The organism is Pseudoalteromonas sp. R86517 (genome assembly GCF_042466295.1).
Lineage (GTDB): Bacteria > Pseudomonadota > Gammaproteobacteria > Enterobacterales > Alteromonadaceae > Pseudoalteromonas > Pseudoalteromonas atlantica.
Map to the genome: position 1 here is coordinate 2501 of NZ_JAXHCB010000001.1, position 14010 is coordinate 16510.

At 43.4% G+C, this 14010-nt stretch carries 8 protein-coding genes and 2 rRNA genes (1 of these 10 running past the window's edge); 6 read left to right on the top strand and 4 right to left on the bottom strand.

Translation table 11 applies throughout. The features are described from left to right. Both SJY38_RS00010 and rrf read left to right on the top strand, forming a co-directional pair. Positions 1–2641 (top strand): 23S ribosomal RNA (locus tag SJY38_RS00010) (it extends 246 nt beyond the left edge of the window). A gap of 204 nt (positions 2642–2845) precedes the next feature. After that, a 5S ribosomal RNA gene (gene rrf, locus SJY38_RS00015) occupies positions 2846–2960 on the top strand. 575 nt (positions 2961–3535) lie between these two features. Here rrf and SJY38_RS00020 read toward each other — a convergent pair. The 4 genes from SJY38_RS00020 to hslR form a co-directional block, all read right to left on the bottom strand. Beyond that, positions 3536–4648 carry a PepSY-associated TM helix domain-containing protein gene (locus SJY38_RS00020; RefSeq protein ID WP_377109033.1) on the bottom strand — a complete coding sequence of 371 codons (1113 nt, stop codon included), beginning with the start codon at positions 4646–4648 and terminating at the stop codon, positions 3536–3538. A gap of 161 nt (positions 4649–4809) precedes the next feature. Next, entirely contained in the window at positions 4810–6348 is a 1539-nt protein-coding gene (locus SJY38_RS00025; RefSeq protein WP_004588454.1) for a phosphoenolpyruvate carboxykinase, read from the bottom strand. 261 nt (positions 6349–6609) lie between these two features. Next, positions 6610–7455 (bottom strand): Hsp33 family molecular chaperone HslO, encoded by an 846-nt coding sequence (gene hslO / locus SJY38_RS00030; protein ID WP_377109035.1) that lies wholly within the window; start codon positions 7453–7455, stop codon positions 6610–6612. Between the two features lie 12 nt (positions 7456–7467). Further along, positions 7468–7890 carry a ribosome-associated heat shock protein Hsp15 gene (gene hslR, locus SJY38_RS00035; protein WP_024032559.1) on the bottom strand — a complete coding sequence of 141 codons (423 nt, stop codon included), beginning with the start codon at positions 7888–7890 and terminating at the stop codon, positions 7468–7470. Between the two features lie 213 nt (positions 7891–8103). Between hslR and gspC the strand changes: the two genes are divergently transcribed. From gspC to gspF, 4 genes are read left to right on the top strand one after another with little or no spacing between them, the layout of a single operon-like run. Further along, complete coding sequence (gspC, locus tag SJY38_RS00040) at positions 8104–9045, top strand: type II secretion system protein GspC (protein ID WP_377109038.1); 942 nt, start codon at positions 8104–8106, stop codon at positions 9043–9045. Between the two features lie 23 nt (positions 9046–9068). Beyond that, positions 9069–11138, top strand: a complete 2070-nt coding sequence (gene gspD, locus SJY38_RS00045) for a type II secretion system secretin GspD (RefSeq protein ID WP_024032557.1) — start codon at positions 9069–9071, stop codon at positions 11136–11138. Next, entirely contained in the window at positions 11131–12699 is a 1569-nt protein-coding gene (gene gspE / locus SJY38_RS00050) for a type II secretion system ATPase GspE (RefSeq protein ID WP_064387296.1), read from the top strand. The genes gspD and gspE overlap by 8 nt, the downstream gene beginning before the upstream one ends. Before the next feature lie 2 nt (positions 12700–12701). Beyond that, the gene (gspF, locus tag SJY38_RS00055; protein WP_004588448.1) at positions 12702–13937 is read left to right on the top strand and encodes a type II secretion system inner membrane protein GspF; all 1236 of its coding nucleotides are present in this window, start codon (positions 12702–12704) and stop codon (positions 13935–13937) included. The last annotated feature ends 73 nt before the right edge of the window (positions 13938–14010 follow it).

Below are 14010 nucleotides of genomic sequence, written 5' to 3' on the forward strand. Positions count from 1 at the left end.
AGCGAAATCGGAACAGCCCTTAAGCTTATTATGTGTTAATGGAAGGCTCTGGAAAGTGCCACGATACAGGGTGATAGTCCCGTACATGAAAAGACATTTTAAGTGAAATCGAGTAGGTCGGAGCACGTGAAACTTTGACTGAATATAGGTGGACCATCATCTAAGGCTAAATACTCCCAACTGACCGATAGTGAACCAGTACCGTGAGGGAAAGGCGAAAAGAACCCCTGTGAGGGGAGTGAAATAGAACCTGAAACCGTGTACGTACAAGCAGTAGGAGCCTACTTGTTAGGTGACTGCGTACCTTTTGTATAATGGGTCAGCGACTTATATTTTGTAGCGAGGTTAACCGATTAGGGTAGCCGTAGGGAAACCGAGTCTTAACTGGGCGAATAGTTGCAAGGTATAGACCCGAAACCCGGTGATCTAGCCATGGGCAGGTTGAAGGTTGAGTAACATCAACTGGAGGACCGAACCCACTAACGTTGAAAAGTTAGGGGATGACCTGTGGCTAGGAGTGAAAGGCTAATCAAACCGGGAGATAGCTGGTTCTCCCCGAAATCTATTTAGGTAGAGCCTCGGACGAATACTTACGGGGGTAGAGCACTGTTAAGGCTAGGGGGTCATCCCGACTTACCAACCCTTTGCAAACTCCGAATACCGTAAAGTAATATCCGGGAGACACACGGCGGGTGCTAACGTCCGTCGTGAAGAGGGAAACAACCCAGACCGCCAGCTAAGGTCCCAAAGTCATAGTTAAGTGGGAAACGATGTGGAAAGGCCCAGACAGCCAGGAGGTTGGCTTAGAAGCAGCCATCCTTTAAAGAAAGCGTAATAGCTCACTGGTCGAGTCGGTCTGCGCGGAAGATGTAACGGGGCTAAACTATGCACCGAAGCTGCGGATTCATCTTAAGATGAGTGGTAGGGGAGCGTTCTGTAAGCGGTTGAAGGTGTACCGGGAGGTATGCTGGACGTATCAGAAGTGCGAATGCTGACATGAGTAACGATAATGCGGGTGAAAAACCCGCACGCCGGAAGACCAAGGGTTCCTATCCCATGTTAATCAGGGTAGGGTAAGTCGACCCCTAAGGCGAGGCCGAAAGGCGTAGTCGATGGGAAACGGATTAATATTTCCGTACTTGGTATAATTGCGATGGGGGGACGGAGAAGGCTAAGCAAGCATGGCGATGGTTGTCCATGTGAAAGTGAGTAGGCTAGCGACTTAGGTAAATCCGGGTTGCTGTTAGGCTGAGACACGAGACGAGCACCCAAGGGTGTGAAGTTGCTGATGCCATACTTCCAGGAAAAGCCTCTAAGCTTCAGATTATACCGAATCGTACCCCAAACCGACACAGGTGGTCAGGTAGAGAATACTAAGGCGCTTGAGAGAACTCGGGTGAAGGAACTAGGCAAAATCGTACCGTAACTTCGGGAGAAGGTACGCTCCTATCTGTGATGAGACTTGCTCTCTAAGCGGACGGGAGCCGCAGTGACCAGGTGGCTGGGACTGTTTATTAAAAACACAGCACTGTGCAAAATCGCAAGATGACGTATACGGTGTGACACCTGCCCGGTGCCGGAAGGTTAATTGATGGGGTTAGTTTTCGGACGAAGCTCTTGATCGAAGCCCCGGTAAACGGCGGCCGTAACTATAACGGTCCTAAGGTAGCGAAATTCCTTGTCGGGTAAGTTCCGACCTGCACGAATGGTGTAACCATGGCCACGCTGTCTCCACCCGAGACTCAGTGAAATTGAAATCGCAGTGAAGATGCTGTGTACCCGCGGCTAGACGGAAAGACCCCGTGAACCTTTACTACAGCTTGGCACTGAACATTGAACCTACATGTGTAGGATAGGTGGGAGACTTTGAAGCAGCGACGCTAGTTGTTGTGGAGTCGTCCTTGAAATACCACCCTTGTAGTTTTGATGTTCTAACGTTGGCCCCTGAATCGGGGTTACGGACAGTGCCTGGTGGGTAGTTTGACTGGGGCGGTCTCCTCCCAAAGAGTAACGGAGGAGCACGAAGGTTGGCTAAGTACGGTCGGACATCGTACGGTTAGTGTAATGGTAGAAGCCAGCTTAACTGCGAGACAGACACGTCGAGCAGGTACGAAAGTAGGTCATAGTGATCCGGTGGTTCTGAATGGAAGGGCCATCGCTCAACGGATAAAAGGTACTCCGGGGATAACAGGCTGATACCGCCCAAGAGTTCATATCGACGGCGGTGTTTGGCACCTCGATGTCGGCTCATCACATCCTGGGGCTGAAGTCGGTCCCAAGGGTATGGCTGTTCGCCATTTAAAGTGGTACGCGAGCTGGGTTTAGAACGTCGTGAGACAGTTCGGTCCCTATCTGCCGTGGGCGTTTGAGAATTGAGAGGGGTTGCTCCTAGTACGAGAGGACCGGAGTGAACGAACCGCTGGTGTTCGGGTTGTCATGCCAATGGCATTGCCCGGTAGCTACGTTCGGAACTGATAAGCGCTGAAAGCATCTAAGCGCGAAGCAGGCCTCGAGATGATTTCTCACTAGACTTTTAAAGTCTCTGAAGGGCCGTTGAAGACTACAACGTTGATAGGCAAGATGTGGAAGTGGTGTGAGCCATTAAGCTAACTTGTACTAATTACCCGTGAGGCTTAACCATACAACGCCAAACGCGTTTTGTGACAGAAACAAGCGACAGAAGTTAATAGCTAGAGTAGATAAATACTTGAGACTTAAAAAATATTATCAGATATTTTCCAAATTTATGAGGTGACTCTTAGCGCGTAGCGTTAACATTGAGGCACCTTGAGCAAAGGAAATAGTAGCACTACGTGCTTATCATTACTCCTTTGCACCTAATTTGCTTGGTAACCATAGCGTTTTGGACCCACCTGACCCCATGCCGAACTCAGTAGTGAAACGAAACAGCGCCGATGATAGTGTAGCATTTGCTATGTGAAAGTAGGACATTGCCAGGCTCCAAATACAAGAAAGCCCGACTCGAAAGAGCCGGGCTTTTTTACGTCTGCAGACAAGTTAAATACATGTCTTTACGTAATATCACCACCTCCGTAGCGTGGGTTGAGTATCACGAAACCCGCGGATAAGGCTCACCACACATCTTTGTATGGTAAATATAGTGTTTTTATATATGCGTACCTTAGTCCGCACGACATTTGACAGCGTAGCACACCGACTCCTAATAGCAGATCGCTGCTTAAGAAATGAAGCATTTTTTCTACGTCTCTAGAAAAGTGAAATACCTGCCTTTATATAGTTCCGCCACTCCTTTGTAGCGTGGATTGAGGATCACGAAACTCGCGATTAAAGCACGCAATATAACTTAAAGTAATGAATTAATTTTAAACAGTTCATAGGGCTTAGCTTATTATCAAGCGTAGCACCTTAAGTTTGTATAAGGCAGTTTGACTATCTATATAGCTTTTGCTTTGATTTACGCTGCATAAGCAGCTCGTAATTTAGGTCGTAGCTAGCTATACAAGCAGGTTTAGGTTGTGAAGGGCTCGTTTGATATTTTAAATAAGCTTTGTAATTAGCTTATAGTGTATTTAAATCGTTTCGTTTTAATGAGCCACCTAAAAAGCCCCAGGGCAAATAATAAAGCGGTGGCTACACCTGATAAAACCCATAAAATTCGTAATGGCTGATCGCCAATGCTGCCATTGTGAAGCGGATGCAACCAGTTTTTAAATTTACTGGCAACGCTCATCTTATCTATATTAAAAATACTTATGAGCTCTCCTGTGCTTGCATTTACTTGCACATAACTGTGAGGAAAGCGATAAGAGGGATCGCTTTTGGTTTTGAACCTAAACCGATATACCGCATTGTGATTTGACGGGGTTTCTACCCATGCTAGCCGTGTATTTGGCATGGCCTCTTGTGCTGTACTAAGTGCTGCTGATAAGGAAATACTGCGCTGGGGTTTTATTATTGCGCTGTTAGGTTTATCTATATTTCCAAGCAGGGCTGTTATCAAAGGATCGGTTTGCTTTGGTATTGCTAACATTATACCGGTTGCTGTTAATAGGATTAAAGGCAGAGCAAAAATTAAACCAAGAAACTTGTGCCAGTCATATAACAAGCCCAGAAAAGAGCTGCGCGCTTTAAACTTTAATGACTTAGCCCATAGCCCTTTTTTTGGCCACCAAGCGCATAGGCCTGATATGAGGAGTATAAGGCTACCTATTCCTATATAACCTATAACGATTGTACCAGCGCTACCTGCAAGTAACGAGAAGTGTACGTTATAAATCCAGGTAACAAAGTAGTTACCCCATACATCCTCACGTAATATAAGCCTGCCATCAGGGCTTAGCCAAACCATAAGTGGTGCGAAATCGTGATCCACTGTTTCGTTTGGGTTGTAATATCTTGCGGGAATATAATGTTTATTTTTAGTGCTTTCTAAACGCCACGAGCCTTGTTTATCTGGGTAGTGAGTTTTTAGTGTTTGATATGCGGTATCCCAATTTATAGGCCTCGCTGTTTCTGTACTTAAATTACTTATATTTTCATCTAGTTCGGGGTAATAAACGAGTATAGAACCTGTTAGAGCAATGAGTGCGAGTACACCTCCAATAGATAATCCTAGGTATAAATGTACACGTCTTGCTATTTTTCGCCATGAACCATTAAAACGCATAAAAGAGTGACCATTAAAAATATGCAGTATAGGGAAGGCGCATTGTATCTTTGTTTAATAGAAAAGAACTGCGACAAAATGTCGCAGCAATAAAATAATTAGCTTAGCTAACAAAAACGCCAGCTTTATAGGCTGGCGTTTACATCAGGCTTGGTAATTAATTATGCTTTTGGGCCTGCATTTTTAATATCATCTGATACATCGTATTTAGCGAAGTTTTCAGTGAAGTCGGCGGCAAGTTTTGCTGCATATTCATTATATTTTGCTTTATCTTCCCATGTATTAATTGGGTTAAGTAGCTTGCTATCCACACCAGGTACTTCCACTGGTACGTCTAGATTTAATACATCGATATGCTGGGTCTCTACATTGGCTAATTTACCAGATACGATTGCATCTATTACAGCGCGGGTAGTTGGAATATCAAAACGCTCACCGGTACCGTATGGGCCGCCTGTCCACCCTGTATTAACAAGGTAAACCTTTGCCCCAAATTCGCGTACACGCTTCATAAGCAGCTCAGCGTAAACACCTGCAGGGCGAGGGAAGAAAGGGGCGCCAAAACACGTTGAGAATGTAGATTCTATATCGCTAGTTGAGCCAATCTCTGTAGAGCCCACTTTAGCCGTGTAACCACTTAAAAAGTGAAAAGCAGCGGCTTCTTCGCTAAGTACAGAAACCGGCGGTAAAACACCGCTCACATCGCAGGTTAAAAATACAACAGCTTTTGGCTCGCCAGCACGGTTTTCAACTTTGCGCTTTTCTACGTGCTCTAGCGGGTAAGCAGCACGGCTATTTTGCGTTAAGCTTGTATCGTTAAAGTCAGGTGTGCGTGTTTCATCAAGTACAACGTTTTCTAAAATTGTACCAAAGCGAATAGCATTCCAAATTACTGGCTCATTTTTTTGTGAGAGGTCGATACATTTTGCGTAACAGCCACCTTCGATATTAAATACGCTTCCTGGTGCCCAACCGTGTTCGTCGTCACCAATTAAAAAGCGTGTTGGGTCGGCCGATAAAGTTGTTTTACCAGTACCCGATAAACCAAAGAATAGTGCTGTATCACCCGCTTCTCCTACGTTAGCAGAGCAGTGCATTGGTAATACACCTTTTGCTGGAAGAAGAAAGTTTTGAACGGAGAACATCGATTTTTTCATTTCACCGGCATAACGCATACCAGCAAGTAACACTTTGCGTTGAGCAAAGTTAATAATAACAGTGCCGTCGCTGTTGGTGCCATCACGCTGTGGGTCACAAACAAACGAAGGTACATTCATTACCTGCCATTGGGGTAAATCAGATGCATTATAGTTTTTAGGCTCAATAAACATGTTTTTAGCAAAAATATGGTGCCACGCTGTTTCTGTAGTAACAACTACAGGTAGATAGTGCTCAGGGTCTGCGCCAACTTCTAGGTGAGAGGTGAAGTGGTCATTACTTTGCACATGTGCTTCTACGCGAGCCCATAAAGCGTCAAATTTGTCAGCATCGAATGGGCGGTTTACATTGCCCCATTGGATATCATCTTGCGTTGTTGCTTCTTTTACAATGAAGCGATCTTTAGGAGAGCGACCAGTGCGCTTGCCTGTAATTGCAACAAAGGCTCCATTTGCGGCTAGTGTCCCTTCGCCACGACGAATCGCATGCTCGACAAGTTCAGCTGCGGTTAAATCGACAAAACGTGTTGCGCTTGTAGTCATGTTTATACCTAACTATGTGTGAGAGTTTGAACGGGATAGCTCTGGGTTCTTAGTTCCCTTAAGCTGAAATTATAGTAACAGAAGGATTTGAGATATTCGAGCCTGTAAAGGCCCTAAAAACACATATATTTGCTAAAAAACATGAATAATTTCAATGATACCGGTGTCAGTAAATTAACAAAATTCATGACACCGGTATCATCATTTTATAATATAAAACCGCATATTTTGCGGCTTTATATTTGATTATGAGGTGGGAGGTTAATTAAAAATGTTTTTAACATCTTGCTCGTCAAAAACATATTCTTTTAGGCAATAATGGCAGCTAATGTTAACAGCGCCATTTTCAGCAACATCATCAAGTAATGCTTGTTGGCCTACATTAACTAAAGCAGTAATGGTTTTCTCTCTACTACAGCCACATTTAAATGTAATAGCTTGCGGGTCAAATACGCGCGGGTTATCTTCGTGATATAAGCGCGTTAATACGGTATTGGCATCAAGCTCTAATAGCTCTTCGCGTTTAATTGTATCGCTTAAGGCTTCTAAGTGAGTAAAGTCATTAATTGATTTTTGCTTATCAACAGGCAGTACTTGTAAAAACAACCCACAGGCTTTGGCTTTCCCTTCTGTTGTGTCGGTTGCAAACCAAAGGCGTGTTTTTAGCTGTTCTGATTGCTCAAAGTAGCTTTCAATACATTTACTTAATGTATCGTGCTCAAGAGGCACTATGCCTTGATAACGTTCGCCTTTGGTTGGAGTAATGGTAATAACCATATAACCTTTACCTACAAGCTCTTTTACCGTTGAGCCGCTAACCTCGCTTTGCATGCGCGCAATACCACGCATATTTTGTTTATCATCGCCGTTAATAACAGCGTATTTAACAGGGCCATCGCCTTGTAGCTGAACGGCTATTTCACCCTCAAACTTTAAAGTAGCAGTTAATAAACACGTTGCAGCGAGTAATTCACCTAATAATGCTTTAACTGGCTCAGGGTAATTGTGATTAGCTATCATCTCGTTGTAGGCGTGCTCAATTTGAACGAGTTCGCCACGAACATCGAGTTTGTCGAATAAATAACGGTGAAGTAAATCTTGTTGCATGAGCGGCTATACCTAACTTGATTTCATTTTTAAAAGTTCGCGTCGTTGCTTTTTATCGGGCTTTTTATCCGGATGTGGAGCAAAGAAGCTGTTATTTTTGCGTGCGATGGCGTTTTCTTCGCGTTTTGCAATACTTGCATCAGTTTCTTGATACAAGGTCTGTGCAATGGGGGCGCTTTGGCGTTTTTCAAGCACTTTAAGTACCTTGATAAGCTTTTCATCAACGCCTTGGGCAAGTTTTATGGTTGCGCCAACCTCCACAATTTTACTCGCTTTAGTACGTTGCCCATTATAATGTACTTTGCCGCCTTGCACCATTTCGCGTGCAAGCGCACGGGTTTTATAAAAGCGCGCAGCCCATAACCATTTATCTAATCGAACTTTTGGCTCACTGTTGTGGTCTGAGTCGGCATTAGTATTATTTTTTTTACTCATTAGGCTTCTTCAATCGACTATTTATATATCGTAAAATTTATCATGAAATCATCGTAGGATGAAGGTATTACGGCGCGTGCTGGTTTTTTAGTCAACATTACATTGTTATATTAATCTGTTTACAAAGTTTAATATTAGTGTGCTTGTTGAATGAAAAATGAAAGGGTACTATGGGTACGCGCTTATGCAGTAAATTAAAATAAGAACATTATTATGGAACAGCAAATTCAACAGCTTAAACAATTTTTAACACGGCTACCCCATGCTAAATTAAGCGCAGTAGTTACGCTGTTAGTCGTTGTTTATCTTGCTTATTTACTCTCAAAATTAGTTTGGCTGGTATGGCCACAACCGGTCTCTACACCGCTTACTCCATCTCACTATTCAGCCGGATCGAAGGCTTCTAGTACTACCTCAGTACAAAATATTATAGAGCAATTTTTATTTGGTAAAAAAACTGTAACAAATAAAACTAATACTGCGCAGCAAAACGAAGTAATTAATAATGCGCCAGAAACACGCTTAAGTATTAATCTAACCGGTATTGTTGCTGTAAGTAACGACGATAAGGCAGGTATTGCTATTATTGAGTCACAGGGGCGACAAATAAGTTACTTAGTTGAAGAGGTTGTACAAGGCACCCGTGCAGAGGTTGCGCAAATACTTCCCGATCGCGTTATTTTAAGTGTAAACGGCCGATTTGAAACGCTAATGCTAGATGGTCTCGACTTTAGTAAAAAAGTGTCTATGCCTGTGCTTGCCGCTCGCGAAGCACAAGACATGGGGCCGCAAAAAATAGAACAAAGCGAGTTGCAAATTAACGCAACCGCTGACCCAGATGTAAAAGAAGCAATAATAGAAACACGAGAAGAGCTATTAAGTGAACCTGGTAAGTTATTTGATTATATTCGTGTTTCACAAGCAATGAGCGATGGCGAGTTAATCGGCTATCGCTTGAGCCCAGGTAAAGAGCCTGCTCTGTTTAAACAAATGGGCCTACAGAATAATGATTTAGCCGTGGCTATTAACGGCTACCAATTAACAGATTTACAACAGGCAATGGCAGCTATTAATGAGCTGCGTAATACCAGCGATGCCACAATTACGATAGAACGTGATGGTGAGCAAATCGATGTGCAATTTAGCCTGCAATAACTTAGCTTTGGAGTTTTAACATAATGGTTCAGGTGCTACACCTCAAAAAAATTAAAAAAGGGTTAGCTAAGTACGCAGCGCTTTTTTTAGCAGCCAGTATTTCGTTGTCGGTTTCAGCTGTTGAATATGCTGCAAACTTTAAAGGCACAGATATCAACGAGTTTATAAACATTGTTGGTAAAAACCTTAATAAAACAGTGATCATTGACCCAAATGTGCGCGGTAAAGTAAACGTACGCAGTTATGAGTTAATGGATGAAGCGCTGTACTACCAATTTTTCTTAAATGTACTCGAAGTGTATGGCTACTCAGCAGTAGAAATGGACAACGGTATTATCAAGATTGAAAAAAGCTCTGACGCTAAAAAATCAAATGTGCCGCTAATTACAGAAAACAGCGCTGCATCGGGCGATATGATGATCACCCGTGTGGTACGCGTTAAAAATGTAAGTGTTCAAGAGCTTGGCCCATTAGTACGTCAATTTAGCGACCAAAAAGACGGTGGCCATGTAGCAAACTTTAATGCTGCCAATGTCATGATGCTTACTGGTCATGCAGCGTCCGTTAATCGCTTAGTAGAAATTATTCGCTCGGTGGATCAAGCCGGTGATAAGCGTGTAGATATTGTTAAGCTTAAATATGCAACAGCAGATGATGTAGTATCGGTTGTTGAAAATATTTACAAAGACAGCGGTAAAGGCAGCGTTCCTGAATTTTTGATCCCTAAGGTGGTTGCCGATGGCCGTACTAATAGCGTAATAGTAAGCGGTGAAGGGCAAGCCCGTACCCGTGCTATAGAACTAATTAAGCGCCTAGATGGCGAACTTGAAAGCCAAGGTAATACCAAAGTATTTTACTTAAACTACGCCAAAGCAGAGGATTTAGTAAAAGTACTGCAAGGCGTAAGTAAAACGCTTGCAGAAGATGGCCAAGGCACAAGTAAAACTCGCACAAACAATAAAAACGATGCCAGTATAGAAGCCCACCCTGACTCAAACTCATTAGTTATTACGGCACAGCCCGATACCATGCGCTCATTAGAAACCGTGATTGATAGGCTCGATATTCGCCGTGCGCAAGTACTTGTAGAAGCGATTATTGTTGAAGTAATGGAATCGGATGGCGTTAACTTAGGTACGCAATGGATTTCGGAAGATGGCGGTATGTTGCAGTTTAATAATGGCTCAACTGTGCCTGTAGGCTCATTAGCGGTTGCAGGTATTCAAGCGCAAGACACCACAACCACACAAACAATAATAGGCACAGAATCAGGTAACGTAACCAGCTACGATGAAACAACTGAGGGTGATTATTCGGCACTTGCCTCGCTACTAAGTGGTGTTAATGGCTTAGCGTTTGGTTTAGTTAAAAACGACTGGGGTGCAATTATTCAGGCCGTTTCAACTGACACTAACTCAAACATACTGGCTACACCTTCTATTACCACCATGGATAACGAAGAAGCGTCGATGATAGTGGGTCAAGAAGTGCCCATTATTACTGGTTCGCAAACAGGCAGTAATAACGATAATCCATTTCAAACCATTGAACGCCAAGAAGTGGGTGTAAAGCTAAAAGTAACCCCACAAATTAACGATGGCTCAGCAGTACAATTATTAATTGAACAAGAAGTATCGAGTGTAAGTGGTGCAACCGCTGTTGATATTTCTGTTAATAAGCGCGCCATTACCACAACCGTTATGGCTGATGATGGCGGTATGGTTGTATTAGGCGGCTTAATTGATGAAGACGTACAAGAGAGTGTATCTAAGGTACCAATTTTAGGTGATATTCCAATTTTAGGTCACTTATTTAAGTCAACCAATACGACCAAACGTAAGCGTAATCTTATTGTATTTATTCGCCCAACAATTATTCGCGATGGCGTTAATATGAATAAGTTAAGCTTTAATAAGTATAACTTTATCCGTGGCGAGCAAATGAAAGAGAAAGAAGATGGCATAGAGCTTATGCCAAATTCAGATGTTCCTTTACTTCCATCTTGGGATGATGAGCTTATTCTGCCACCAACTTATGAAGAGCACTTAAAAGCATTGAGCTCTAAAGAACGTGCAGAGCGTGAAGATGACTAGCGCAATAGAACAAATAAACGAAGACGTGGTTCATCGTAGTGATGAAACACGCTCTGAGGAGTTACTTACAAGTAACGATTTAGTTGAGTTGCCTCCAAAACGTTTACCTTTTTCGTATGCGCGCAGAGCGGGTGTACTGCTTAGTAAAAATAATGAACAGCAAATTGTGTATTACCGCGGCGAGCTAGATGTTGAAGTATTGCTAGAAGTACGTCGCATTGCAGGTAAAGGCTTTACCCTCGAGCAATTAGCTGACGATAAATTTGAGTTACTATTAGAGGCTGCGTATCAGCGCGACAGCTCTGAAACACAACAAATGATGGAAGATATTGGTAATGAGGTCGATTTATTCTCCCTTGCCGATGAGCTCCCACAAACCGAAGATTTATTAGCCGGCGATGATGATGCGCCTATCATCAAACTAATCAACGCCATGTTAAGCGAAGCAATTAAAGAAGGTGCATCCGATATACATATCGAAACCTTTGAGCAAGAGCTCGTGATTCGCTTTAGGGTTGATGGCGTATTAAAAGAAGTGCTTAAACCTAATCGTAAGCTTGCTTCGTTATTAGTATCGCGTATTAAGGTAATGGCGAAACTAGATATAGCAGAAAAACGTATTCCGCAAGATGGTCGTATTAGCCTGCGTATTGCAGGGCGTGCAGTAGATGTACGTGTATCTACCATGCCATCTAGCTTTGGTGAGCGTGTAGTACTGCGTTTACTTGATAAAAACAATGCCCGCTTAAACCTTGAAGATTTAGGTATGACGCCGCAAAACCGAGAGTTGTTTGCTGATTTAATTAGTAAACCACACGGTATTATTTTGGTTACTGGCCCAACGGGTTCTGGTAAAAGTACCACCTTGTACGCCGGTATGAGCCAAATAAATTCTCGCGATCGTAATATTTTAACGGTAGAAGACCCAATAGAGTACGAAATTCCGGGGATTGGCCAAACACAAGTAAACACCAAAGTAGATATGACCTTTGCCCGTGGGCTTCGTGCAATATTACGTCAAGATCCCGATGTAGTAATGGTCGGTGAAATACGTGACCTTGAAACCGCGCAAATTGGCGTGCAAGCATCGCTTACAGGTCACTTAGTTATGTCTACGCTACACACCAATACCGCCTCGGGCGCAATTACCCGTATGGAAGACATGGGTGTAGAGCCATTCTTGCTGTCATCGTCATTGTTAGGCGTGCTGTCGCAGCGCTTAGTACGTACTTTATGTAATAGCTGTAAAGAAGGTCACACTGCTGATGAACGTGAGTGTGAGCTGCTAGGAGTACCTTTTGATAGCGCACCTACAATTTACCGCGCAGTAGGCTGTGAAGAGTGTAACTTTAATGGTTACCGCGGCCGTACTGGTATTCATGAATTACTCGTGGTTGATGAAGAAATACGCGAAATGATCCACAGCGGTAAAGGCGAGCAAAGTGTTGAAAAATACATTCGCCAAAAAAGCCCAAGCATACGCCAAGATGGCTGTAGCCGCGTACTGGCAGGCAAAACAACCCTTGAAGAAATTCTACGCGTTACCCGTGAGGAAGCCTAACCATGGCGGCGTTTGAATACCGTGCCCTTGATGGCCGAGGGAAAGAGCAAAAAGGCATTTTAGAAGCCGATACAGCTAAGCAAATTCGCCAAGCGCTGCGCGAAAAAAAACTTACGCCGCTTGAAGTTGTCCCTGCAGCAGAAGGGGAAAAGCAAGTTAGTGGCGCAAAAACGCCGTTATTAAGTCGTTTTTTTAAACCCAGCGTATCAACCTCCGATTTAGCCCTTATTACACGCCAGCTTGCTACGCTCATTCAATCGGCATTGCCAGTTGAAGGGGCTGTCATGGCGGTGGCAGAGCAATGCGAAAAGCCGCGCTTAAAACGTATGCTTATGTCGGTACGTTCAAAGGTAGTAGAGGGTTATACACTGGCCGATGGCATGAGTGAATTTCCACATGTATTTGACGATTTATACCGAGCAATGGTAGCCGCAGGTGAAAAATCAGGGCACCTTGACCAAGTATTAAATCGCCTTGCCGATTACACCGAACAGCGCCAACACATGCGCAGCCAAATTACTCAAGCCATGGTTTATCCTACCATTTTGGTTATTTTTGCTATTGGTATTGTTTCGGTTTTACTCGGTACCGTAGTGCCTAAAATTTTAAAAACCTTCGAAAAAACTAAGCAAGTACTGCCTTGGACAACCGAATGGGTTATGGCAGGCAGCCACTTTGTACAAAATTATTGGTTTATAAGTTTGTTAGTCATTACTGCGCTGGCAGTAGGCATTAAACATGCACTTAAACAACCTAAAATACGCTTTTGGTGGGACGACCGCGTACTGCACATGCCTGGTTTTGGTAAAGTAGCGCGGGGTATTAATACCGCGCGTTTTGCACGTACGCTCAGTATTTTATCGTCAAGCTCAGTACCACTACTTGAAGGCATGCGCATATCGGGTGGTGTATTAGCGAATAAAAAAATGAAAAAATCAGTGGCAGATGCTGCCGATAGAGTCAGTGAAGGTGCAAGCCTAAGAGCGGCTTTACAGCAAACCAAATTGTTTCCACCGATGATGCTGCACATGATCGCCAGCGGTGAAAAATCAGGTGAGTTAGAACAAATGTTAGAGCGCGCGGCTAATAACCAAGACCGTGAGTTTGAAAGCATGGTAAACGTATCATTAAAATTATTAGAGCCAGCAATGATTGCCTCAATGGCGGTGATTGTTTTGTTTATAGTAATGGCTATTTTACAGCCAATAATGGCAATGAATAAAGCGGTAGGACTTTAAGCTTTAAGGGGTTAGCTAAGTTAGTATTTACTTAGATGACGCCAAATTAAATTATGTTTTTGGAAAATGAGGT